Origin of the sequence: Bradyrhizobium retamae (assembly GCF_001440415.1) — a bacterium.
Taxonomy (GTDB): domain Bacteria; phylum Pseudomonadota; class Alphaproteobacteria; order Rhizobiales; family Xanthobacteraceae; genus Bradyrhizobium; species Bradyrhizobium retamae.
On the sequence record NZ_LLYA01000124.1, the window covers coordinates 100,284 to 124,824 of the forward strand.

Consider the following 24,541-nt stretch of genomic DNA (forward strand, 5'->3'; position numbering starts at 1 on the left):
CTTAGAGAAATAACAAATTTGGCTGATGGAGGATAGCCCGCTAGTTTCGTCGCCAACCAGACCCCGACCAACAAACGAAGCGGAGATTGCCGATGCGAAGCCAGACCGAAAAGGCCGAGGCGTTTCGCGGGCTGCATGCGCGGCCCGGCGCGTTCATCATCCCCAATCCATGGGACGCTGGCACCGCAAAGCTGCTCGCAGCGATGGGCTTTGAGGCGCTCGCGACCACGAGTCTGGGGCTTGCCAATACGCTCGGCAGCGCGACCGTGAGCTTAGACGCCATCCTCGAGAACTGCCGGGCGATTGCGGAAGCCACCGACCTGCCCGTCAGCGCCGACCTGGAGAACTGCGGCGCGGACGACCCGAAGGTCGCGGCAAGAGCGATCGTGCGCGCGGCCGAAGCCGGCGCCGTCGGCGGCTCGATCGAGGATTTTTCCGGCGATCCGGCGAAGCCGATCTACGATTTCTCGCTCACGGTCGAGCGGGTGCAGGCGGCGGTCGAGGCGGCGCGCGCACTGCCCTTCCCGTTCACGCTGACCGCGCGGGCGGAGAATTTCCTGCACGGCCGCAAGGATCTCGACGACACCATCAAGCGGCTGCAGGCGTTCGAGGCGGTTGGCGCCGATGTCCTGTATTCCCCTGGCCTCTACGACATCGAGACGATCCGCGCCGTGGTGTCGTCGGTCGGCAAGCCGTTCAACCTGGTGATGGGATTTGCCGATCCGACGCTGACGCTTCCGCAACTCGCCGAGGTCGGCGTCAAGCGCATCAGCGTCGGCGGCGCGATGGAACGCTACGCGCTGGCAGCGTTCTTGAAGTGCGCGCGTGAAATGAAGGAGCGAGGTTCATTCACCTATGTGCGCGAGATGGCGCCGATCGCGGAGGTGCGGGCGGCGTTTGTCTGACGGTCTCTCCGCGAGGAGCCAACAGGTCGCGCGAATGCGCGCCCGATGACAGGCTCCGCGACGAAGCAATCCATCTTTCCGTTATGCCGCGAGATGGATTGCTTCGCTGCGCTCGCAATGACGGTGGAGGCGGACGTCACTCCTCCTTAAATCCATACTCCGGTACATTCCCACTCGCGCCGTAATATTTATACGGCAGGAACTTGCCGGACATCGTGATCTTGACCCGGTCGCCCTTGGGATTGGCAACGCGGTCGATCGCCATGTCGAAATCGATCGCCGACATGATGCCGTCGCCGAATTCCTCCTCGATCAGCGCCTTCCACGCCGGGCCGTTGACCATCACCATTTCGTAGAAGCGGTAGATCAAGGGATCGGTCGGCGGCATCGGCGTGCCGGTGCCGCGCATCGGCACCTCGTTGAGCATCGCAGTTTCCGCTTTCGACAGCCCGAACAATTCGCCGGCATTGGCGGCTTGCGGCTTCGTCAGTTTCATCTGGCCCATGATGGCGCCGACGATCAGCACGTCCGAATAGCCGCCGATCTTTTCGCAGATGTGTTTCCAGCTCCAGCCCTTCTCGCGCTTGATATCGAGCAGCTTTTCGGTGAGGTCTTCGCGCTTCATGTTTCGTCTCTCCTTCAACACCCGTCATGCCCAGGCTCGTCCCGGGCATCCACGTACTTGTTTGGCTAACCCTGGGAAGACGTGGTTGGCCGGGCCACGCTCGGCCATGACGCCTCAATCGAATCCTCTGCGTCCGCAGCCACCACCAGTTCCGGCTTGCCCGGCCGCACGACCGGCACGTTTCGCGGATCGTGATCGGTCACGGTGGCGGCAAACGTCTTGCTGCGGCTGACCAGGAAATCGACGATGTGATTGCGCACTGCATAATAGAGCGGATGGCGGTGCAGATCGATGCGGCCGCGATCCTTCGGCAGCGGATTTTCCACGATCTCGGCCAACACGGCACCCGGACCGTTGGTCATCAGAAAAATCTTGTCGGCGAGATAGATCGCCTCATCGACATCATGGGTAATCATGAACGCCGTCTGCCCGGTCTCGAGGCAAATGCGCCGCACCTCGTCCTGCAGCGTACCGCGCGTCAGCGCGTCCAGCGCCGAGAACGGCTCGTCCATCAGCATGATCTTCGGCGTGATCGAGAGCGCCCGCGCAATGCCGACGCGCTGCTTCATGCCGCCCGACAGTTCCGACGGCCGCTTGTGCTCGGAGCCGGTCAGCCCGACCAGATCGATGAACTTCTGCGCATGCGCCTTCACCTTGGCGCGATCCCAGTTGCGCCACTTCGAAGTCACGGCATAGGCGACGTTGCCGAGCACCGTGCGCCATGGCAGCAGCGCATGGCTCTGGAAGATCACGGCGCGATCAAGACTCGTGCCTTCAATGGCCTGCCCGTCGACGATGACAGCGCCCGCGCTCGGCTGGTCGAGCCCCGCCAGGATGTTCAACACCGTGGTCTTGCCGCAGCCGGAATGCCCGATCACGCAGCCGAATTCGCCGCGCTTCATCGACAGCCAGAGATCCTCGAAAATCGTGGTCTCGCCGCCACCCGCGCCCGGATAACGCCGCGCGATACCCTCGATGGAAATGAATTTGTCGGTCATGGCCGCCATCACTCCGGAAACGTGACCATGCGCGTAAACCGCGCCAGGATCTGGTCGAGCAGCATGCCGACAATGCCGATCATGAGGATGGCGATGATGACGTTGGTGATCGAAAGATTGTTCCACTCGTTCCAGACGAAGTAGCCAATGCCGGTGCCGCCCACCAGCATCTCGGCCGCCACGATCACGAGCCAGGCGATCCCGATCGAAATCCGCATGCCGGTCAGGATAGTCGGCGCCGCCGCCGGCAGGATTACGGTGAAGGCCCGCCTGACGGTGCCGACTTCCAGCGTGCGCGCGACGTTGATCCATTCCTTGCGTACCGCGGCGACGCCGAACGCGGTGTTGAGCAACATTGGCCACACCGAGCAGATGAAGATCACGAAGATCGCCGAGATCGAGGAATCCTTGATGGTGTAGAGCGCGAGCGGCATCCAGGCCAGCGGCGAAATCGGCTTAAGGATTTGGATGAACGGGTCGATCGCCCTACTGATCAAGGGCGACATCCCGATCAAAAATCCGAGCGGAATGGCGACGATCACCGCGAGCAGATAGCCGAGGCCGACCCGCGCGATGGAATAGCCCAGCTGGATGCCGAGCCCCTTGTCGTTCGGCCCGTTATCGTAGAACGGTTGCCTGAGGTGCTCCCACAATTTGGCGCCGACATCGAGCGGCCCCGGCATCGCCGATTTGCCTTGGGTGGCCGTCAGTCCCATCAGCTTGGCGTATTCCGGCGACATGTTGCCGACAGCGCCCGTCGAGCGGGTGGCGAGATGCCAGATGCCGAGGAACGCCGCGAACAGCACGATCGAGACGACCGCCGCGCGGAAGCGAAGGGAGGCGTTCATTGCGGATAGTCTCTCAGCACGTCGTCCCGGCGAACGCCGGGACCCCTACGCCGTGCCGACTCTTTTAGGCACGATGTTGGAGACCTTCCTTCATTACTAACGCCGCGGAGTATGGGTCCCGGCGTTCGCCGGGACGACAGCGGCAAATGTCGGTGCGGCCCCGCCATCACGACGCCTTCCTGATCTTGAAGCTGGCGAGATAGTCCTCCGGCTTCGCAGGATCGAACGTCTTGCCCATCACCGAGAAACTCTTGGTGGTGGCGGCGGGCGGCGTCAGTCCTGCTTCTTTCATCAGCTTGGCGGCGTCGGTGGCGAGATAGACCTGCGCGGCGATGCCGGCATAGTCGATGTCGCCCTTGATCTGACCCCAGCGCTTCATCTGGGTCATGATCCAGACCGCAAAGGATTGCCACGGGAATGGATCGAAATCGACGCGGTTCGGCTGCTGGACGATGTTGCCGAGCCCGTCGGCGAAGGTGCCGGTCAAAATCTGCTCCAGCACGATCGGCGGCTGGTTGAGATAGTTCGCCGGCGCGATCGCCGCCGCGATTTCCTTGCGGTTCTCCGCCTTGTGCGCGTATGCCGTCGCCTCGATGATCGATTTGAGCAGCGCGCCATAGGTATTCGGCATCGTGGTGACGAACTCCTTCGACGCAGCGAAGGCGCAGCACGGGTGTCCTTCCCAGATATCCTTGGTGAGGATGTGGATGAAGCCGGCGCCGTCAAACACCGCGCGCTGGTTCATCGGGTCGGGCCCGAGAAAGCCGTCGATGTTGTCGGCGCGCAGATTGGCGACCATTTCGGGCGGCGGCACCGCGCGGATCTGCACGTCGGCATCGGGATCGATGCCGTGCTCGGCAAGGTAATAGCGCAGCAGATAATTGTGCATCGAGTAGTCGAAGGGTACGGCGAACTTGAAGCCCTTCCAGTCCTTCGGATTGCGCTTGTCCTTGTGCTTGATCGACAGCGTGATCGCCTGGCCGTTGATGTTTTCCACGGCCGGCATGGTGTAGGGAATCGGATTGGAGCCGGCGCCCATGGTGATGGCGAGCGGCATCGGCGACAGCATGTGGGCGGCGTCGTATTCCTTGTTGATGGTCTTGTCGCGAATGACGGCCCAGCCGGCGGTCTTGATCACTTCGACGTTCAGGCCGTTCTTGGCATAGAACCCCATCGGCGCCGCCATGATGATCGGCGTGGCGCAGGTGATCGGGATGAATCCGACCTTGAGGTCTTTCTTTTCCAGCGGCCCGCCTTGCGCGAACGCTTCCGTCGCCGTCTTGAGTGGGAAGAATTGCGATAATGCCGCCGCTGCCGTTGCCGCGCCCACTGACTTCAAAAACGCGCGTCGCGCGACGTCCTGCGGAAACATCGCGCGCATCACGGCGGAGGCGATCACCCCCTCGTAACGTTTCTGCTCGCTCTCGATGGCGGACTGGACTTGCAGTTGTGCGGCCTGGTGCTCGGCCTCGCTGACATGCTGGCCGCAGCTACAGCCACCGGCATGAAGACGGCGGTTAGGATCGAATGGATTGTCGAAGGTAGACATCAGCCCTCCTGCGCGACGTTTGCTCCCTTATTAAGCAAGGCACATGCCAGCCCCGTTCTGCGGCGATGGCTCTGAGATCACAGGGATTCTGCTGACGTTGGCGACTGCGAAAATTCGTGATACACGAAATGTCGTAGTTGAATTACGAAATTTCGGAGTACCGACTGGATGGATCTAGCCCTCGGCTCAACCACCCCGCCGCAGGATGTCGAACTGCGCACCGCCGCGTTCGAGTTCGCGATCGAGCCCGCGCTACTGCTCGATCCCCATGCCGACCAGATCCTCGACGCCAATCCGGCGGCCTGCACCCTGCTCGGCTATGACCGCGCCTTGCTGCGCCAGACCAAGGCCAGCACGCTGCATGCCGGACAATTGCCTGCTCTGATCGTGTTCACGCAGGCCGTGCTCGACAAGGGCGCGTACTGGACCAATGCGCTCACCCCGCGCCACGCGACGGGGCAAAGCCTGCGCCTGGAATATGCCGGCTCACTGGTGCCGGGCGAAGGCCGCTCGCTGGTGCTGCTCACCATGAGCGATCTCGACGCGCGGCGCCGACGCTATGTCGACGCGGCGGCCGAAGACCACATGCGCGGCGGGATCGCGACCTGGCAGCGGGTCGAACGGGTATTCCAGGATATCGAGCGCGAAAACCAGTTGATCCTGCGCGCCGCCGGCGAAGGCATTTACGGCGTCAACGCCGAGGGCAAGACCACCTTCGTCAATCCGGCCGCCGAGCGCATGCTGGGCTGGGCTGCGGAAGAACTGGTCGGCAAGGCAATCCATCCGATCGTGCATCACACCCATCATGACGGGCGGCACTATCCCGATCATGACTGCCCGATTTACGCGGCGTTTCGTGACGGCGCCGTCCATCAGGTCGATGGCGAGGTGTTCTGGCGCAAGGACGGCACGCCGGTCTGGGTCGAATATACCTCGACGCCGATCCGCGACCGCGGCGTCGTGGTCGGCGCCGTCATCGTGTTTCGTGACGTCAGCCAGCGACGCGAGGCCGACGAGAAGCTGCATGCAGCGCTTGCCGAGGTCGATCGCCTGCGCGAGCGGCTGGAACTGGAGAACGCTTACCTCCAGGAAGAAATCCGCATCGAGACCAATCCGCGCGGCATCATCGGCCAAAGCGAGGCGATTCAGAAGACGCTGCGCCAGGTCAAGCTGGTGGCGCCGACCACCGCCGCCGTGATGATCACGGGCGAATCCGGCACCGGCAAGGAACTGATCGCGCGCGCAATCCATGAAGCGAGCAGCCGGCGCGACCGTCCGCTGATCCGCGTCAACTGCGCGGCGATCCCGCGCGAACTTTTCGAGAGCGAATTCTTCGGCCATATCAGAGGCGCCTTCACCGGTGCGATGCGCGACCGCATCGGACGGTTCGAGCTCGCCGACGGCGGCACGCTGTTTCTCGACGAGGTCGGCGAAATCCCGCTGGAGCTGCAGGGCAAGCTGCTACGGGTACTGCAAGAGGGCAATTTCGAGCGTGTCGGCGAAGAGCGCACCCGTGCGGTAGACGTGCGCGTGATCGCCGCCACCAACCGCGATCTCAAGCAGGAAGTGCAGCGCGGCCGGTTTCGCGAGGACCTCTATTTCCGCCTCAACGTCTTTCCGGTGGAATCGGTGCCGCTGCGCGAGCGGCGTGAGGACATTCCGCTCCTGGCGCAGCATTTCTTGACGCGCGAGAGCAAGGCGCTGAAATCCGAGCTGCGCTTGTCGGAAGGCGATGCGCGGAAGCTTTCGCGCTACGACTGGCCGGGCAATGTCCGCGAACTGCAGAACGTGATCGAGCGCGCGGCGATCCTCGCGCAGAACGGCCGTCTGCGCATCGACCTGCCCGATGTATCAGGCACGCCGCCCTCCCCCGGCGCGGCGCGCGTGAAAGCAGATGCCCGGCCGACCGTCATGACGGCAGCGGAAATGCGCGCGCACGAACGCGCCAACATTCTGGCGGCGCTGCAGGCCTGCTCCGGCAAGGTGTTCGGCCCCGGCGGTGCCGCCGAGATGCTCGACATCAAGCCGACCACGCTGGCCTCGCGGATCAAGGCGCTGGGGATTGCGAATGCGCGCGGGGTGGCTGGCTAATTAGGGCGTGCACTCGTAAACGTCGGCTTCCCACGGCAAAGCGGAAGGCATCCGGCTTGACGGTGATCGGCGGCTGCCCCTTAACGGACGTTGCATCTAGACTTTGATCGGCGGCTCTACTTGAGCAAGCTCCTCTTTCAAAGGGGGCCAGCCGTGAGCCATCACAACTGTGCTCAAGATTCCACGAAGAGAAAAACCGACATCAAAAATCTCACCAGTTTCGGCCTCAAGCTCAAACTTGACTATAGGGTCCTCCTCCGTCGAAGCGTCGCCTCTCATGCTTCGGCCCATCACTATCGTCGCCAGCCGTGTTCGCTTCGCCATTAGAATTCCACGCTCCCTTTCAACATTCCGCCAACTCGGCAGCTTACCTGGGATACAGCGGCTGTGGCACGAACCCGTTCATTCACGTCTCCTGCTAGGCCCAAAGGCGACATGCATCAATGCTGGCTTGATAATCGCCTTTCCGAGCGTAAAGCGGGCCTGACTTAACTACGAGTACATGCCTAGTAGCGGCGGCCGCCGACGGCGAACGACGAAGCGCCGGGGAGCGAGTTGAATTCGCTGTCGAGGCGGCCCGACTGCTGGACGTAGCCGACCCCGAGCGACAGGCTGAGATTCGACGTCGCCTGGAACTCGACGCCGGCATTCACGCTGGAGATCGGCAGCGTGCCCGACTTGGAGTCGAACGGCGCGAACGGGCCGCCGATGCCGGTATTGTATTTCAGCGTGTCGAACCCGGCATAGAAGGTGACGGGCAAGCCGCTGTTCTTGAGGCTGTAGCCGAACTGAACGCCCTCACTATAGATCGAGCCGAAATTGCCAAACGCACTCTGGCTGAGGCCGTTGAAACCCATGTTGCTGCGCTGGCTGCCGACAAAAAAACCGTTCGAAAAATTGTAACGCGCGTAGGACGAGCCGTTTCCGACGTCGCGGAAGTCGAAGCTCGGAAAGTTGCCGTAGCTGTTCGCGCTCTCGCCCGCCTCGTCACTGAATCCCATCGGCCAGCCCGGGATCCAGTAATTCACCGGCGAGGCCTGCGCGTGGGCGGCTCGCGCGCCCATACACAGCATCGCTGCGACCAATGCGAGACCAAATCTGCGTGAGAACATCGACATCCGCGCGACCACCACCTGTGCCGCAATTATACCCACGGATATCGGGAATGCCAGAGCGTTGCTATGGCGCGGTTCCACCGGTAGGCGATGTTGCGTCGGTCTCGCAGGCCGCGAGGTTGCGACCTGATCGGTCGAATCAGGCCGCGACCATCAGACGCGCGTCGTCACGCCGCCTTGGTGGTGAGCTTGGCCTCCATCGGCAGGCCCTCCTCGATCGGCAGCGCGGGATCGCGCGACCATTCGTTCCAGGAGCCGAAATACATCCGCACATCCTTCACGCCGGCGTTCTTCAGCGCCAGGAACGTGTTCGAGGCGCGCGCCCCCTTGAAGCAGTAGAGATAGACCGGCGTATTCTGCGTGATGCCGACGGTGGCGCATTCCGCCAAAATCTCGTTCTTGGACTTGAAGCGCGGCCCTTCCGCGGTCGGCTTCATCATACGGTACCATTCGAGCCAGACCGCGCCGGGGATGCGTCCCTTGCGCGGGCAGAAATCCTTCCCGTAAGGAGAAGAGCTTTCGCCGATCCACTCGTCGATGTCGCGCACGTCGAGCAGCGCGATGCCGGGCTTACCCACGGCCGCAAGCATGGTGCTGGCATCGATCAGGATGTCGCCGGCTTCGGGCAGAACCGAGAACGACGCCTTTACCGGCGACGGCACGTCCTCGGTTACCGGCAGGCCCGCTGCCGCCCAGGCATCGTAACCGCCATGCAGCACCTTGACCTTGGGATAGCCGAGCATGGTCAGCAGATAGTAGCCGCGGCAGGACTGCCCGAAGCCGGAATTCATCGACTGCTCGTAGATGACCGCGGTCTCTTTGCCGGAAAGTCCGGCAGCGCCGAACGCATCGGCGAATTTCGTTTTCAGTTCGTGAATGCCTTCCGGCGTCGAGGTCGCCAGGTACGTGAAGATTTCATGGACGTTGACGGCGTTTGGGAGATGCCCTGCGCCGTAGGCTTCGGGATTGCGGGTGTCGATGACGACACACGGCTCTTGCTTGAGGAATTCCGCGAGTTCGCCGGCAGTAATCAGAACGTCCGTCATGGCAGGCCTCTCCTGTTTCTAAGGTTGCGGGTCGGGGTCGATCGGAAATCCCTTTAGTGCTCGTCGCCGGCCAGCATCTTGCGAAGCTGCTTGGTGGCGGGCGTGACGATGGCGACGAAATAGGCTTCGCGCAGCCGCCGCTGGGCGCGGTGGCTCTTCAAATAACCGCGCGCGCCGCAATGAAGCATCGCCGCATGCGCAGCCGCGACGCTGGCGTCGCCGAGCCGGAGCCGCAGCGCGATGACGCGGCGCCAGTAGCTATCGTCGGAACTGTAGGGGTCACGCGCCAGCGCCATCGTCTCCTTCTCGAACTCGGCATGGAGTTCACGGAATTGAGTAGGCTGTTGCGGCAAATAGCGGTTGATATGGCTCAGGGGCGCCTCGACCTCGTCCATGATCTGGATGCAATCCTTGATCAGGCCGAGCGCCATGCCAGCCTGCAGAAGGATGAAACCGGCGCGGATTTTCTTCACGAACGGTCCCGCCGGTTCGGCAAGGATCAGCTCATCCGGCACGAAGACGTCGCGGAACTGCACTGCATAGGTGCCGGTGCCATCCATCGCGAGGAACGGCTTGCATGGCTGCAGCGTGATCGCGGGATCGGAGCAATCGGCAAGGAACATCACGATGCCGCCCCCTTTGTCCTCGCGCTCGAAGATGGTGCCGAAGAAATGATCGGGACCGAGGTTCGACACCCAGGGCAGCGCGCCGCGCACGACGTAGCCGCCCTCGACCTTGCGTCCCCTGAGTTTGAGTTTCTCGATACCGAAGAAGCTCTTCATCGGATTGGACAGCCCGGTGCCGCCGAGCATCTCGCCGCTGGCAAACTTGCCGGCGAATTTCGCAACGAGTTCTGAATTGTTCGAATTTGAGGCGTACCAGACCAGCGTATTCTGGCACCACGCCATGAAGGCGGTGGCGCCGCAGACCTCTCCAAGTGCCGCGATCGATTGAATGGCACATCGCAGGTCGGCCATGCCATCCGCAGGCCGGTGGCTGCCCCACGCGCCGACGTCCCCGAGCCGCCGCAGCAACGCATCGGGATAGACGGTGCCCTCGTCGATGGCCGCGGCCTGGGGTGCGAGTTCTCTGCGCGCAATCGCCGCGACCTGATCCACGATCGATGCCGCGGGGAGATCTTCGGCAACTGAGAGCCGCGATACCGCCACTGAACCCATGAGAACCTCCGCACCCCAGCTTGTTGCGACTGCTTATGCGCTGACTTCGAGATTGACGGGCCGCGTAAAAGTGTTGGCGACCGGCGACCATTTCTTGACGTGGGCGACCAGCGCATCGATCTCGCTCTTCGGAATGCCCTCGCATTCCATGTCGACCTTGATGCGGACATCGGTGAAGCCGACCGGCTTTTCGCTGACGTCGCCGGTGCCCCACACCGCCGTGATATTGAGGTCGCCTTCGAGCTCGAGTTCGAGCTTGTTGACGATCCAGCCGCGGTGCACGGCGTTGGCGTGCAGGCCGACCGCAAGGCACGAGCCGAGCGCGGCGAGCGAGGCTTCGGAAGGATTCGGCGCGGTGTCATCGCCGAGCAGGCCCGGCGGCTCGTCGACGATGTAGGGCGCGAGGTTACGTATGTAGTTGGCGTGGCGGAACTTGCCCTCCGCCACCGTCCTGCACTTCAAGGTCTTGATGACCTTCGGATTGGCCTTGCCGTTTGCGATGAGCTGCTCGAGCCCGCCTCTGTCGATCGGGGCCAGGCAGCCTGTGAGCACCGTTTTTTGAGCGACCGCGGTCATCTTTCCTCTCCCTTGGTAGGATACCGAACGTTCTGTTTCCTGCATGAAGCGTGCCAGATCAGGCCCAATTCAAAAGCCGAACGTCTCTCGTCGCTTAGCGATGCCTGCCCGGAAATTGATCAGCACTGCCATGCACAGGCGCGAAGCAATTGCCGCGTGCTTGCGATTATTTTCGGCGCAAAGATGCGGCTTGATGATTGCGCCGCGCTCCGATTAACTGCGGCGCATGGGCAAATCAGTTTCCAAGAGGAAAGCTGTCGCGGCGTCGGCCACAGGCGACGAGGAGTCCGCGCGCGGACGTCTGCTAAGCGCGGCGACGCATCTGTTCTGCAAGAACGGCATCAACGCCACTGGCATCGATGCGATCATCGACGAAGCCGGCACCGCCAAGACCACGCTCTACAAATTGTTCGGATCGAAGACCAATCTCGTCAACGCCGTGCTGGAAAGCGAAGGCAAGGCCTGGCGCGAATGGTTCATCGGCGCGATGGAGGATGGCGGCGGCGATGCGCAGGCCAAGCTGAAGCGGATTTTTCCGGCACTGAAGCGCTGGTTCGCCGAGGAGCGCTTCTACGGCTGCCCGTTCATCAATGCGGTGGCCGAGCACGACAAGGACGCCAAGCAGTTCCGCAACATCGCGCTGCGCCACAAGAAGGTGGTGCTGGCGCACATCGAAAAGCTCGCCGCTGAGATGGGCGCCGCCGAGCCGCAAATGCTGGCCCATCAACTCGCATTGCTGATCGATGGTGCCATCGTCGCCGCCATGGTCTCGCGCGATCCCGGCGTCGCGGATACCGCGGGGCTTGCGGCGGCCAATCTGTTCGGGCCTTCCAGGGTGAAGAAGACAAAGCGCGCCGGTAACCCTGCGGAGCTTGTCGCCGTCTGAGGCGAGCTACAGCGATGCGGAAGCCGTAATGACAAGACTGCGCGCCAGCACCACCCCACCGGCTACGATCAGGCCCACGCCCGCGGCGCGGCTGAGCCGCGGGCTGCGCGCAAGCAGCTTCTCGAAAGCGACATAGATCGCGACCGCCGCGATCCACACCAGGTTCATCACGCCGGCAACGAACAGCAGCGCCATCAAAAACCAGCAGCAGCCCACACAGTAGCTGCCGTGCCGAAAACCCATACGCAACGCGCCCATGGCGCCCGGTTGCCAATAGCGGCTGAGGAAGAACACCGGACTCTGGCAGTAGCGCAGGCATGCGCGCTTGATCGGCGTGAGCTGATAGAGCCCGGCGGCAAGCAGGATAATCCCGGCGAGTATGCTGCTGGTGCTCGCCATCATGCCGGACAGCAGCCCGGCCTGATCAAGCGCCCACTGCACCGCGACCGCTGCGAGGCTAAAGCCGGCCCATATCACGAGGTAGCCGGCGAGAAAGAGCCAGCTTGTGACGACGGGACTATCCGTCGCCCGCCTCCGCTTGATTGCCGTAAACAGTAGCACCATCGGCGCGGCGCTCGGCACCATCATCGCGACCATCATCACCCACCACATCGCGAACATCAGCGCGGCCTGCGAGGGCGACCATGGCTCGGGGTCCATCGGCATGTCGGCCATGCTCATGTCGATGCCGGCGCCGGCGACCAGATAACCCCAGGCGAAGGCGACGACGGTGGCCATGCCGAATGCCACGATCAGGCGATCGTGGCGCAAGGCCTGTTCAAGCGCAGAGGTCCCGGACATGGACTTAACCTCCGCCACCGAGCCGGCAACATCAAAATGCCGTCTCTAGGCCGCGACGCCCTTCGGCGTCTGCACGACGTTGGCGAGCGAGCTATGCGACCCCTTGGTGTCGAACTTGATCGCACCGGTCGAGTGGATGTTGGCCGAGGCAATCTCGGCAGCGCGGTGTTCGAAGCCCTCGGGCATCACGACCTGAATGCGGTGAGGCTCTCCGGTCACCGGATTCTTGATCGGCTCGACCTCGGTCTCCAGCACGCCTTTCGCCACGACACGCGCGACGCGTCCATCCTTGTCGAACGAAAACTCGAACGGCGCAAATACCGGGTCGTGAATCTTGGTCACGATCAGGCTGAAGATATGAAACAGCGTACCTTCAGCGGAATGCTTGCCGGACATGATGTTGAACAGCGCCTCGCGCTGTTCCGGTGTGGCACGCTCGTCGATGATCGGCTGCATCTGGCCATTGCCTTCGTGCAGCGCGCCGGGAAAATCGACGGTCACCGCGAAGACCAGCCCGTCGAGCCTGGTGTCCTCAAAGTGCCCATTGGTGATCCTCATGCCGACCAGGCCCTTGCAATAACCCTCGGTCGGCCGCGCGTTGAAATCGCACGGACAGCCAAACGCGCAATTGCAGTTCTTGATCCATTCGCCTTCGAGACGCCAGTCAGATGTCGCCATCGCACACCTCCCGTTGCGTTATCGATTGGACTGCAGCCGCTCGAACGCGAGCTTACTCCGTTTGCGCGCCAAGGGACAGCGACCGTAGGGTGGGCAAAGCGGAGCGTGCCCACCATTCAGGACAACGGTGCGGACGGATGGTGGGCACGACGCTAACGCGCCTTTGCCCACCCTACCGCCTTCTCCAGTCGCTCCAGCTCGGTCGCCAAATCAGTCTCAACATCGGCCACCCGCATCTCGATTACGCGGTAATCCCGTGCCTCCAGCCACGCCTTCCGTCCGGCGCGGTCGGCGACGATGGTCTCCGTCTCATTCGGGTTGACCAATTCGATGGCGAGGCGATGCACGAAGGAAACGAAGTCCGGAATGTGGCGGCCGACCGGGGTCTGGCGCTTGAACTGGCCGGCAAAACGGCGGTCGCGGGTCAGCGCCTGCCACAGAATGCGCTCGGCATCGGTCGGGTTGCGGCGAAGCAGCCGGGCGAGCCCGCGCACGGTAGAGCTGTCGCCGAGCACCGCCGGCCCCTGCCCGTGCTCGGCCAACAGCGCCCGCAGCCGTGTCGCCTGTTCACCGTCGAGCACGCCGCCCTTGGCCGGTCCCTTGCGTCCTTCGGCGATCGCCATCACCACGCCGTGCAAAGTGTGCATGTCCTGCTTGGTCGGGTCCATCCGGGTGAAAATATTGCGCAGGTTCACCAGCATGGTCTCGCGCTTCTCGCGCGGGCGGAGGAATTCGACCTTGTCGAGTTCCCGAACCAGATTGTCGAAGAAGGCCTGCATCTGGTGCTGCGACGCCGGCTCGGAGCGTTCCGGCATTGCGAACGGCAGGGCGCCGCCGGTCGACAGCTTGAACCACTCGTAGCCGATCAGCAGCACCGCCTGCGCCAGATTGAGCGAGGCGAAGCCGGGATTGACCGGAAAGGTGATGATCCGGTTGGCCAGCGCCACCTCCTCGTTCTGCAGGCCGTAGCGTTCGCGGCCGAACAGGATGCCAGCCCCGCCGCCGGCTCCGACATGCGCCACGATCTCGGCCGCCGCCTGTTCCGGGGCGACCACAGGCTTGGCCTGGTCGTGCGCGCGGGCGGTGGTCGCAAACAGCAGCGTCAAGTCAGCCACCGCCTGCTCCACCGTATCGAACAACTGCGCCTGTTCCAGAATCTGGTCGGCGCCGGCCGCTGCCCGTTGCGCCGCGATGTTCGGCCAGCCGTCGCGCGGATTGACGATCCGCAGGCGCGACAGCGCAAAATTACCCATCGCGCGCGCGGCCATGCCGATATTCTCGCCGAGCTGCGGCTCGACGAGGATCACAATGGGACCGGCTAAGTCCAACCCAGACTTGGTTTTATCGGTGCCCGAACCGGACATTTTGGCTTCACTTTCTGATTCAACTTCCAAAGCTGATTCAACTTCTGAAGATTTGAATCTGCGCGATGCGCATACGATTCAAACTCTCGTGCTTGCCCGCTTTAGAAAGGCGGCCGGAATTCGCCAGCCTGAGAATCGGGTTAGTAGCGTTTCCGCTAGTTCGCTCAAAGCCTCATTGGGCCTCATCCGGGACCTCGGCGCAGCGCTACCGGACGATGCGACGCATCGCCTAGGCCGCACCGCGTCCGGGACACCCGATAGCCCATGCATTCCGCGCCTGAAAGATGGGCTAAAAGTCGGGGCCGCACCAGCTTTCGCCGGCCGATTTGCGGTGCTATAGCCCGCCTATAATCACCCACCCCGCCTGAAACGCGCGGTTTTCCGAGAAAAGGCCCCCTCCATCATGGCAAAAATCAAGGTGACCAACCCCGTCGTCGAACTCGATGGCGACGAGATGACCCGGATCATCTGGCAGTACATCAAGGACAAGCTGATCACCCCGTTCCTCGATGTCGAACTGCTCTATTTTGACCTCGGAATGGAGTACCGCGACCAGACCAACGACCAGGTCACGATCGACGCCGCCAACGCCATCAAGAAGGTCGGCGTCGGCGTCAAATGCGCCACCATCACCCCCGATGAAGCCCGGGTGAAGGAATTCGGCCTGAAGGAGATGTGGAAGTCGCCGAACGGCACCATCCGCAACATCCTGGGCGGCGTGATCTTCCGCGAGCCGATCATCTGCAAGAACGTGCCGCGCCTGGTTCCCGGCTGGACCAAGCCGATCATCATCGGCCGCCACGCCTATGGCGACCAGTACCGCGCCACCGACTTCAAGTTCCCGAGCAAGGGCACGCTGTCGATGAAATTCGTCGGCGAGGACGGCACCGTCATCGAGAGGGAAGTGTTCAAGTCCCCCGATGCCGGCGTCGCGATGGGAATGTACAACCTCGATGACTCCATCATCGACTTCGCCCGCGCCTCCTTCAATTACGGCCTGTTGCGCGGCTACCCCGTCTACCTCTCGACCAAGAACACGATTCTCAAGGTCTATGACGGCCGCTTCAAGGACATCTTCCAGGACATCTACGATCGCGAGTTCAAGAAGGAGTTCGAGGCCAAGCGGCTCACCTACGAACACCGCCTGATCGACGACATGGTCGCCTCCGCGCTGAAGTGGTCCGGCGGCTACGTCTGGGCCTGCAAGAACTACGATGGCGACGTGCAGTCGGATACGGTGGCGCAGGGCTACGGCTCGCTCGGCCTGATGACCTCGGTGCTGCTGACGCCCGACGGCAAGACCGTCGAAGCCGAAGCCGCGCACGGCACGGTGACCCGGCACTACCGCGAGCACCAGAAGGGCAAGGAGACCTCGACCAATTCGATCGCGTCGATCTTCGCCTGGACCCGTGGCCTCGCCCACCGCGCCAAGCTCGACAACAACCCGCAGCTCGCAAAATTCGCCGACACGCTGGAGAAGGTCTGCGTTGCGACCGTCGAGGAAGGCTACATGACCAAGGACCTCGCGCTCCTGGTCGGCGCCGATCAGCGCTGGCTGTCCACGACCGGCTTCCTCGACAAGGTCGCCGGCAATCTCGAGAAGGCGATGGCGGCATAATTGGCTGACGATGGTGTTGGTCCTTCGGGGGCCAACACCATGGATTTGCGATGCCGATTGTCCGAAACACCGCTCTCGCTCTGCTTTTGTCATCGGCGACGCTTTTGAGCGTGCATGCCCAGACACCTATTCCCGACGCCATTGCGACGCCGGGAGAAAAAGCCGTGCTCACCCTCCACGCCGAGGGCGCGCAGGTCTACGAATGCAAGGCCGGCTCCGACGGCAAGCTAGCCTGGGCATTCCGCGAGCCGATCGCGACGCTGCTGCTCGACGGCAAGACCGTCGGCCGGCACTACACCGGTCCGAACTGGGAGCACATCGACTCTAGCGCCGTCGTCGGCAAGGCAGCCGGCAACGCCCCCGGCGCGACGGCGAACGATATTCCCTGGCTGAAGCTGGAGGTGACGTCCGGCCGCGGCACCGGAATCCTCTCCGGCGTCACGACCGTGCAGCGGATCAACACGGCAGGCGGAAAACTCGAAGGCGCCTGCGACAAGGCCGGCAGCTATCGCAACGTGCCCTACTCCGCGGACTACGTGTTTTTGCGCAAGGGGTGACACTCTTCGTCCGAGGTCACGCCGAAGCGCGTATTTCGCGAGGCTCCATCCCCGTCAGCACGCTCAGGCCCCCGCCATCGCCTGCTCGATCGCCGAGAGCGCCGCATTTGCCTTGGCGCCGTCGGGCCCGCCGGCCTGCGCCATGTCGGGCCGGCCGCCGCCGCCCTTGCCGCCGAGCGCCTCGGAGCCCTTGCGCACCAGTTCGACGGCGTTGAATCGCGCCGTGAGATCGGCGGTGACGCCGACGACAATGCCGGCCTTGCCGTCCTCGGTGACGCCGACGATCGCGACCACGCCGGAGCCGATCTGCTTCTTGCCGTCGTCGACCAGGCTCTTCAGATCCTTGGTCTCGACGCCTTCGACCGCGCGCGCCAGCAGCTTGACGCCGCCCGCTTCGCGCACGCCGCCAGCCGCCGCGCCGTTGCCGGCGCCGCCACCCATCGCGAGCTTCTTGCGCGCATCCGACAGATCGCGCTCGAGCTTCTTGCGCTCTTCCATCAGCGCCGCGATGCGCGCCGGCATGTCGTCGACGCTGGTGCGCAGCTCGAACGCCGCCGTCTTCGCAATCGCCATCGTATCATTGGCGTGCTTGCGGGCGTGACGTCCGGTCAACGCCTCGATGCGCCGTACCCCTGAGGCCACCGCGCTTTCGCCGGTCACCGAGATCAGCCCGATGTCGCCGGTGCGGCGCACATGGGTGCCGCCGCACAGTTCGACCGACCAGCCGAGCGCGTTCTGGCCGTGGGCGCGGGCCTCCTTGCCCATCGACACCACGCGGACCTCGTCGCCGTATTTCTCGCCGAACAAGGCGCGCGCGCCGGCCTCGCGGGCGTCGTCGACCGCCATCAGCCGCGTCGTCACCTCGTCGTTCTCGAGCACCACCTCGTTGGCGATATCCTCGACGCGCGCGAGCTCTTCCGCCGTGATCGGCTTCGGGTGCACGAAGTCGAAGCGCAGACGATCGGGTGCCACCAGCGAGCCGCGCTGGGCGATGTGATCACCGAGTACCTGGCGCAGCGCCTCGTGCAGCAGGTGCGTTGCCGAGTGATGGCGGCGAATTTCGCCTCGCCGATCTGAATTCACAACAAGGCGGACCGCATCGCCGACCTTTAGGCCATAATTCTCGATATGGATGTGATGGACAAAGAGATCACCAGCCTTTTTCTGAGTATCGCGAACCTCGCCAATAATCGCCCCGTCTGACGCACGCATCAATAGCCCGGTATCGCCAACCTGACCTCCTGACTCCGCGTAAAACGGGGTCTGATTGAAGATCACTTGGCCGCCCATACCCGGCTTGATTTCTGCAACCTCAGGACCACCTTGTACGATTGCCTGTACAACACCTTCGCTGCTTTCCATGTCGTAGCCAAGAAATTCGGTTGCGCCATGTTTCTCACGGAGAGGAAACCAAATTGCTTCGGCTTGGGCGTCTCCAGAACCCTTCCACGACTCGCGCGCCTTGGCTTTCTGCTTTTCCATAGCATCGGTGAAGGCAGCCTGATCGACGCTAATGCCGCGCGATTTCAATGCATCCTGGGTCAGGTCGAGCGGGAAGCCGTAGGTGTCGTACAGCGTGAACGCGGTGTCGCCGTCAAACATGTCGCCCTTCTTCAGGCCGCTGCTCTTCTCGTCGAGGATCGACAGCCCGCGAGCCAGCGTCTTGCGGAAACGGGTCTCTTCCAGCCGCAGCGTTTCCTCGATCAGCTTTTCGGCACGCATCAGCTCTGGATAGGCCTGGCCCATTTCGCGCACGAGCGCGAAGACCAAGCGATGCATCAAGGGCTCGCGGGCGCCCAAAAGCTGCGCATGGCGCATGGCGCGGCGCATGATCCGGCGCAGCACATAGCCGCGGCCTTCGTTCGATGGCAGCACGCCGTCGGAAATCAGGAACGACGACGCGCGCAGATGGTCGGCGATCACACGCAGCGAAGCCCTCTGCTCGCCGTTCGGGTCGGCGCCGGTGAGATCGGCAATGGCGCGGATTAAAGCGACGAACAGGTCGATGTCGTAGTTATCATGCACCCCCTGCAGCACGGCGGCGACGCGCTCCAGCCCCGCGCCTGTATCGATCGACGGCTTCGGCAGCGGATTGCGCACGCCGCCTTCGAGCTGCTCAAACTGCATGAACACGAGATTCCAGATCTCGATGAAGCGGTCGCCGTCCTGCTCGGCAGATCCCGGAGGTCCGCCCCAGATCTTGTCGCCATGGTCATAGAAGATTTCCGAGCACGGACCGCACGGGCCGGTGTCACCCATCTGCCAGAAATTGTCGGAACCGGCGATGCGGATGATGCGCGACTCCGGGAGGCCTGCGATCTTCTTCCAGAGATTGAAGGCCTCATCGTCGTCGATATAAACGGTCGCCGTGAGCTTATCCTTCGGCAGGCCGAATTCCTTGGTGACCAGCTTCCAGGCGAGTTCGATCGCGCGGTCCTTGAAGTAATCGCCGAACGAGAAATTGCCGAGCATCTCGAAAAAGGTGTGATGCCGTGCGGTGTAGCCGACATTGTCGAGATCGTTGTGCTTGCCGCCGGCGCGCACGCATTTCTGCGAGGTGGTGGCGCGCTGGTAGGGCCGCTTTTCGACGCCGGTGAAGACGTTCTTGAACTGCACCATGCCGGCATTGGTGAACATCAGCGTCGGGTCGTTGCGCGGCACGAGCGGCGACGACGGCACGATCTCGTGACCGTTCTCCGCAAAGAAATCCAGAAATTTCGACCTGATCTCGTTGACGCCGCTCATGTTCATCCAATCGGAAAAAAGGGCCGGGTCAGGCTACAACCAGCCTTTAACCTTCCGGCGGAACGCTTTTAGACAAGGCGGCCTGCGGTGTCCAGAAACTGTGCAGGCGGATCATAGGCTTGCCGCAGCACACAAGATGGGCGCGCAAGTCCCGTTGATAATGCTGCGGCTGCGTTGACAGACTTGGCAGGGCTGTGTTTCCCTCTTATCTGTAAGACGTCACGTCGGGAGAGATCGGCTTAAGCGCCGGCGCCGAAGGAGCAACCGCCCCGGAAACTCTCAGGCAAACGGACCGCGTGACGAGATAGCATCTGGAAAGAGACGCCGGGCGGCATGCGCCCAGGGCGTCCGCCGACGGGATAATACTCTCAGGCACAGCGACAGATGGGGCTTTCTTTGGGTTTTTGGAGACTGGTCTCCGGAACCCATGAGGGCCTTGACGATGCTGGCAAGCGACAAATCCTCCCTCAAACGCACTCCGTTGCACGGGCTCCATGTGGCGCGCGGCGGCAAGATGGTTCCGTTCGCGGGCTATGAGATGCCGGTGCAATTCCCGGCCGGGGTGTTGAAGGAACATCTGCATACGCGAAGCGCCGCCGGCCTGTTCGACGTCTCGCATATGGGCCAACTCACGCTGCGGGCGAAATCCGGCCGGGTCGAAGACGCGGCACTGGCGCTGGAGCGTCTGGTGCCGCAGGACATCGTGGCGGTTGCGCCGCAACGGCAACGCTATGCCCAGTTCACCAATGGCAACGGCGGCATTCTCGACGATCTGATGGTGGCGAATTTCGGCGACCACCTGTTTCTGGTCGTCAACGCCGCCTGCAAGGCCGAGGACGAAGCGCATCTGCGCGCGCATCTCTCGGATACCTGCATCATCGATTCGCTGCCGGACCGCGCGCTGATCGCGCTGCAGGGGCCGAAAGCGGAATCGGCGCTGGCGAAACTTTGTGCAGACGTGACCACAATGCGGTTCATGGATACCGGGCCGCGCAAGGTCGCCGGCTTCGACTGCTTCGTCTCGCGCTCCGGCTATACCGGCGAGGACGGTTTTGAGATTTCGGTGCCGGCCGAACAGGCCGAGGCGCTGGTGACGCAACTCCTGGACAATCCGGACGTGCTGCCGATCGGGTTGGGCGCGCGCGACAGCCTGCGGCTGGAAGCCGGGCTTTGCCTCTACGGCCACGACCTCGACACCACCACGACGCCGGTCGAGGGCGCGCTGGAATGGTCGGTGCAGAAGAGCCGTCGCAGCGGCGGCGCCCGCGCCGGCGGCTTTCCGGGCGCAGAAAAAATCCTCTCACAGTTTGAAAAAGGCGCATCGCGTCGCCGCGTCGGCTTGCGCGCGCAAGGCCGCGCGCCGGTGCGCGAAGGCGCGCAATTGTTCGCGGACACCGCTTCAAGCGAGCCGATCGGCAAGGTGACGTCAGGCGGCTTCGGCCCGACCCTCAATGCACCGATTGCGATGGGCTATCTGCCGACCGCGCTTGCCGCAAACGGCACGCAGGTTTTCGCCGAAGTGCGCGGCCAGCGCCTGCCGCTGCAGGTCGCAGCCATGCCATTCGTTCCCAACACCTACAAACGCTGAACCTGCAAACGCTGAGGGAAATTTTCATGACGACGCTGTTCACATCCGACCACGAATGGCTCCGCATCGAGGGCGATGTCGCCACCATCGGCGTCACCGATTATGCGCAATCGCAGCTCGGCGACGTCGTGTTCGTCGAATTGCCGAAAGTCGGCCGCGCCCTGAAGAAGGCCGAAGCCGCCGCCGTCGTGGAGTCGGTGAAAGCCGCTTCCGACGTCTACGCGCCGATCTCGGGCGAAGTGATCGAGGTCAACGAGGCGCTCGCCGCCGAACCCGCGCTGGTGAATTCCGACGCCGGCGGCAAGGCCTGGTTCTTCAAGCTGAAGATTGCGGACAAGAGCGAACTCGGCGGCCTGATGGATGAGGCCGCCTACGCCAAGCATACGGCCTGAGGAAGAAACCAATGAACGCGCCGCTCAAGACTACAGCCGAAGCCGCCACCGATTTCGTGCGCCGCCATATCGGCCCCTCGCCCCGCGACATCGCGGTGATGCTGGAGAGCGTCGGCGCAAAAAGCCTCGGCGAATTGATGAGCCAGACGCTGCCGTCCTCGATCCGGCAAAAGGCGCCGCTCGATCTCGGCCCCGCGTTGAGCGAAACCGAGGCGCTTTCGCATATGCGCGAGCTCGCCGCGCAAAACCAGGTGTTCACCTCGCTGATCGGCCAAGGCTATTCCGGCACCATTTTGCCCACGGTGATCCAGCGCAATATTTTGGAGAACCCGGCCTGGTACACGGCCTATACGCCCTATCAGCCGGAAATCAGCCAGGGGCGGTTGGAAGCGCTGTTCAACTTCCAGACCATGGTCAGCGACCTCACCGGGCTCGATGTGGCCAACGCCTCGCTGCTCGATGAAGGTACCGCCGCGGCGGAGGCGATGGCGCTGGCCGAGCGCGCCTCGCAAGTGAAGACAAAATCGTTCTTCGTCGATGCGGAAGTGCATCCGCAGACGCTCGCGGTGCTGCGCACCCGTGCCGAGCCGCTAGGCTGGAATCTGATCGTCGGCGATCCTCTCGCCGATCTCGAAGGCGCCGATGTGTTCGGTGGCCTGCTGCAATATCCGGGAACAACGGGCGCGGTGCGCGACCTCCGGCCGGCGATCGCGGCGTTGCGTGCGAAGGGCGCACTCGCCGTCGTCGCGGCCGATCTCCTGGCGCTGACGCTGATCGCCTCCCCCGGCGAACTCGGCGCTGACATCGCCATCGGCTCGGCGCAGCGGTTCGGCGTGCCGATGGGCTATGGCGGCCCGCACGCGGCCTACATGGCGGTGCGCGACGCGCTGAAGCGTTCGCTGCCCGGCCGCATCGTCGGGCTGTCGGTGGATTCGCGGGGGGCTCCGGCCTATCGGCTGGCGCTGCAGACCCGCGAGCAGCATATCCGCCGCGAAAAGGCCACCTCCAACATCTGTACCGCGCAGGTGCTGCTGGCGGTGATCGCTTCGATGTATGCGGTCTATCACGGGCCCGAAGGGCTGACGCATATCGCGCGCACCGTGCACCGGCGCGCGGCGGTGCTGGCGGCCGGGCTGACAAAACTCGGTCATGCGCCGGCCTCGCCGGCGTTCTTCGATACGATCACGGTCGCCGCGGGCGCGAAGCAGAGTGAAATCGTTGCACGCGCGCTCGCCGAGAAGATCAATCTTCGTATCGGTGACGGCACGCTCGGTATCGCCGTGGACGAAACGACCACGCCTGCGACTGTGGAAGCGGTATGGCGCGCCTTTGGCGGCAAGCTGTCCTATGCGGATGTCGAGTTGGGCGCGCGAGACGCGTTGCCCGCCGAACTGAAGCGCGACAGCGCCTTCCTCGTCCATCCCGTGTTCCACACACACCGCTCCGAGACGGAGCTGCTGCGCTACATGCGCAAGCTATCAGATCGCGACCTCGCGCTCGACCGCGCCATGATCCCGCTCGGCTCCTGCACCATGAAGCTGAACGCGACCACGGAAATGATCCCGCTGACCTGGCCCGAGTTCGGCTCGCTCCATCCGTTCGCCCCGCGCGAGCAGGCGGCCGGCTATCACGCGCTGTTTGCGCGGCTGGAAAAATGGCTGTGCGACATCACCGGCTATGACGCGATCTCGCTGCAGCCGAATTCCGGCGCGCAGGGCGAATATGCCGGGCTGCTCGCGATCCGCGCCTATCATGCCGCGCGCGGCGAGCCGCACCGCAAGGTGTGCCTGATCCCCTCCTCCGCGCACGGCACCAATCCGGCGTCTGCCCACATGGCCGGCATGGAAGTGGTGGTGACGGCCTGCGACGCGCGCGGCGATGTCGATGTCGACGATCTCCGCACCAAGGCGGAGAAGCATTCGAAGAATCTTGCCGCCGTGATGATCACCTATCCCTCGACGCATGGCGTGTTCGAGGAGCACATCACGGAGATCTGCGACATCGTGCATAGCCATGGCGGCCAGGTCTATCTCGACGGCGCCAACATGAACGCGCAGGTCGGCCTCTCCCGCCCCGGCGATTACGGCGCCGACGTCTCGCATCTCAATCTGCACAAGACGTTCTGCATTCCCCATGGCGGCGGCGGCCCGGGCATGGGCCCGATCGGCGTCAAGGCTCATCTTGCGCCCTATCTGCCAAGTCATCCTTCAAATTGCCACCCCGCAACGGATGGTGCGGTGCCGCATCCCATCGGCCCCGTGTCGGCGGCGCCGTTCGGCTCGGCATCGATCCTGACCATCTCCTACATTTATATCCTGATGATGGGTGGCGAAGGCCTGACGCGCGCCACTGAAATGGCGATCCTCAACGCCAACTACATCGCCAGCCGGCTCGATCCGCATTTCCCGGTGCTCTACAAGAACGCCAAGGGGCGCGTCGCGCATGAATGCATCGTCGATCCGCGGCCGCTGAAGACGACGAGCGGCGTCACCGTCGATGACATCGCAAAGCGCCTGATCGACTACGGCTTCCACGCGCCGACCATGAGTTTTCCGGTACCGGGCACGCTGATGATCGAGCCGACCGAATCGGAATCGAAGGCGGAGCTGGACCGGTTCTGCGACGCGATGATTGCGATCCGAAGCGAGATCACGGAAATCGAGATCGGCCGCTGGAAGGTCGAAGCCTCGCCCTTGCGCCACGCCCCGCACACCGTGCACGACATTGTCGATGATGCATGGAACCGCCCCTATAGCCGCGCCACGGGTTGCTTCCCCGATGGCATCTCGCGCACCGACAAATATTGGAGCCCGGTCGGTCGCGTCGACAACGTCTATGGCGACCGCAATCTGGTGTGCTCGTGCCCGCCGATTGAGGATTACGCGCAGGCTGCGGAGTGACGCTCATGTCCCGGACGCGGAGCAGCGCTAGTGTTCTGACTCATTCATTTGCATCCCGCTTTTGCGATGGCGAGCGCTTTT

Annotated in this window: 21 protein-coding genes and 2 riboswitches; of the genes, 8 read left to right on the plus strand and 13 right to left on the minus strand. The window is 63.2% G+C overall.

Annotated features, from left to right (window positions below):
- Window positions 1-92: 92 nt before the first annotated feature.
- Entirely contained in the window at window positions 93-905 is an 813-nt protein-coding gene (locus CQ13_RS15755) for an isocitrate lyase/PEP mutase family protein (RefSeq protein ID WP_057843777.1), read from the plus strand.
- A gap of 136 nt (window positions 906-1,041) precedes the next feature.
- Here CQ13_RS15755 and cynS read toward each other — a convergent pair whose 3' ends face one another.
- From cynS to CQ13_RS15775, 4 genes are all read right to left on the minus strand, one after another.
- Window positions 1,042-1,530, minus strand: coding sequence for a cyanase (cynS, locus tag CQ13_RS15760; RefSeq protein WP_057843778.1), 489 nt, complete (start codon window positions 1,528-1,530; stop codon window positions 1,042-1,044).
- 65 nt (window positions 1,531-1,595) lie between these two features.
- Entirely contained in the window at window positions 1,596-2,528 is a 933-nt protein-coding gene (locus tag CQ13_RS15765) for an ABC transporter ATP-binding protein (RefSeq protein WP_057843799.1), read from the minus strand.
- 8 nt (window positions 2,529-2,536) lie between these two features.
- Complete coding sequence (gene ntrB / locus CQ13_RS15770; protein ID WP_057843779.1) at window positions 2,537-3,376, minus strand: nitrate ABC transporter permease; 840 nt, start codon at window positions 3,374-3,376, stop codon at window positions 2,537-2,539.
- Window positions 3,377-3,542: 166 nt separating this feature from the next.
- Complete coding sequence (locus CQ13_RS15775) at window positions 3,543-4,925, minus strand: CmpA/NrtA family ABC transporter substrate-binding protein (RefSeq protein WP_057843780.1); 1,383 nt, start codon at window positions 4,923-4,925, stop codon at window positions 3,543-3,545.
- Between the two features lie 168 nt (window positions 4,926-5,093).
- Here CQ13_RS15775 and CQ13_RS15780 point away from each other — a divergent pair, with 168 nt between their 5' ends.
- On the plus strand, window positions 5,094-7,016 hold the full coding sequence (locus CQ13_RS15780; protein ID WP_057843781.1) for a sigma 54-interacting transcriptional regulator: 1,923 nt from the start codon (window positions 5,094-5,096) through the stop codon (window positions 7,014-7,016).
- Between the two features lie 96 nt (window positions 7,017-7,112).
- On the opposite strand, the gene CQ13_RS15785 is transcribed toward CQ13_RS15780, so the two are convergent.
- The 5 genes from CQ13_RS15785 to CQ13_RS15805 form a co-directional block, all read right to left on the minus strand.
- On the minus strand, window positions 7,113-7,340 hold the full coding sequence (locus CQ13_RS15785) for a hypothetical protein (RefSeq protein ID WP_057843782.1): 228 nt from the start codon (window positions 7,338-7,340) through the stop codon (window positions 7,113-7,115).
- A gap of 182 nt (window positions 7,341-7,522) precedes the next feature.
- Window positions 7,523-8,170, minus strand: coding sequence for a hypothetical protein (locus CQ13_RS15790; RefSeq protein WP_347337043.1), 648 nt, complete (start codon window positions 8,168-8,170; stop codon window positions 7,523-7,525).
- Between the two features lie 128 nt (window positions 8,171-8,298).
- Window positions 8,299-9,177, minus strand: coding sequence for a sulfurtransferase (locus CQ13_RS15795; RefSeq protein ID WP_057843784.1), 879 nt, complete (start codon window positions 9,175-9,177; stop codon window positions 8,299-8,301).
- A gap of 53 nt (window positions 9,178-9,230) precedes the next feature.
- A complete protein-coding gene (locus CQ13_RS15800; RefSeq protein ID WP_057843785.1) occupies window positions 9,231-10,355 on the minus strand; it encodes an acyl-CoA dehydrogenase family protein in 1,125 nt (374 codons plus the stop codon).
- A gap of 33 nt (window positions 10,356-10,388) precedes the next feature.
- Complete coding sequence (locus tag CQ13_RS15805) at window positions 10,389-10,931, minus strand: OsmC family protein (RefSeq protein WP_057843786.1); 543 nt, start codon at window positions 10,929-10,931, stop codon at window positions 10,389-10,391.
- Window positions 10,932-11,157: 226 nt separating this feature from the next.
- On the opposite strand from CQ13_RS15805, the gene CQ13_RS15810 reads away from it, so the two are divergent.
- Window positions 11,158-11,817: a TetR/AcrR family transcriptional regulator gene (locus CQ13_RS15810; RefSeq protein WP_057843787.1), complete on the plus strand. Its 660-nt coding sequence runs from the start codon at window positions 11,158-11,160 to the stop codon at window positions 11,815-11,817.
- Window positions 11,818-11,823: 6 nt separating this feature from the next.
- On the opposite strand, the gene CQ13_RS15815 is transcribed toward CQ13_RS15810, so the two are convergent.
- The 3 genes from CQ13_RS15815 to CQ13_RS15825 all read right to left on the minus strand — a co-directional run bounded on the left by CQ13_RS15815 (window position 11,824) and on the right by CQ13_RS15825 (window position 14,660).
- The gene (locus CQ13_RS15815) at window positions 11,824-12,618 is read right to left on the minus strand and encodes a DUF2182 domain-containing protein (RefSeq protein WP_057843788.1); all 795 of its coding nucleotides are present in this window, start codon (window positions 12,616-12,618) and stop codon (window positions 11,824-11,826) included.
- A 45-nt stretch (window positions 12,619-12,663) separates the two neighbouring features.
- A complete protein-coding gene (locus CQ13_RS15820; protein WP_057843789.1) occupies window positions 12,664-13,296 on the minus strand; it encodes a DUF1326 domain-containing protein in 633 nt (210 codons plus the stop codon).
- Window positions 13,297-13,448: 152 nt separating this feature from the next.
- Complete coding sequence (locus tag CQ13_RS15825; RefSeq protein ID WP_057843800.1) at window positions 13,449-14,660, minus strand: TrmJ/YjtD family RNA methyltransferase; 1,212 nt, start codon at window positions 14,658-14,660, stop codon at window positions 13,449-13,451.
- 403 nt (window positions 14,661-15,063) lie between these two features.
- On the opposite strand from CQ13_RS15825, the gene CQ13_RS15830 reads away from it, so the two are divergent.
- Window positions 15,064-16,278 (plus strand): NADP-dependent isocitrate dehydrogenase, encoded by a 1,215-nt coding sequence (locus CQ13_RS15830; RefSeq protein WP_057843790.1) that lies wholly within the window; start codon window positions 15,064-15,066, stop codon window positions 16,276-16,278.
- Between the two features lie 50 nt (window positions 16,279-16,328).
- Window positions 16,329-16,835, plus strand: coding sequence for a DUF3455 domain-containing protein (locus CQ13_RS15835; protein ID WP_057843791.1), 507 nt, complete (start codon window positions 16,329-16,331; stop codon window positions 16,833-16,835).
- A 63-nt stretch (window positions 16,836-16,898) separates the two neighbouring features.
- Here CQ13_RS15835 and alaS read toward each other — a convergent pair whose 3' ends face one another.
- On the minus strand, window positions 16,899-19,580 hold the full coding sequence (alaS, locus tag CQ13_RS15840; RefSeq protein WP_057843801.1) for an alanine--tRNA ligase: 2,682 nt from the start codon (window positions 19,578-19,580) through the stop codon (window positions 16,899-16,901).
- A gap of 214 nt (window positions 19,581-19,794) precedes the next feature.
- Window positions 19,795-19,885: riboswitch (glycine riboswitch) on the plus strand.
- A gap of 3 nt (window positions 19,886-19,888) precedes the next feature.
- Window positions 19,889-19,967, plus strand: a riboswitch (glycine riboswitch).
- A 55-nt stretch (window positions 19,968-20,022) separates the two neighbouring features.
- Between alaS and gcvT the strand changes: the two genes are divergently transcribed.
- Genes gcvT through gcvP form a run of 3 tightly spaced genes read left to right on the plus strand, consistent with a single transcriptional unit; the run spans window position 20,023 to window position 24,460 of the window.
- Window positions 20,023-21,168: a glycine cleavage system aminomethyltransferase GcvT gene (gcvT, locus tag CQ13_RS15845; RefSeq protein WP_057843802.1), complete on the plus strand. Its 1,146-nt coding sequence runs from the start codon at window positions 20,023-20,025 to the stop codon at window positions 21,166-21,168.
- A 26-nt stretch (window positions 21,169-21,194) separates the two neighbouring features.
- Window positions 21,195-21,560 (plus strand): glycine cleavage system protein GcvH, encoded by a 366-nt coding sequence (gcvH, locus tag CQ13_RS15850; RefSeq protein WP_057843792.1) that lies wholly within the window; start codon window positions 21,195-21,197, stop codon window positions 21,558-21,560.
- Window positions 21,561-21,571: 11 nt separating this feature from the next.
- Window positions 21,572-24,460 (plus strand): aminomethyl-transferring glycine dehydrogenase, encoded by a 2,889-nt coding sequence (gene gcvP / locus CQ13_RS15855; protein ID WP_057843793.1) that lies wholly within the window; start codon window positions 21,572-21,574, stop codon window positions 24,458-24,460.
- Window positions 24,461-24,541: the final 81 nt, after the last annotated feature.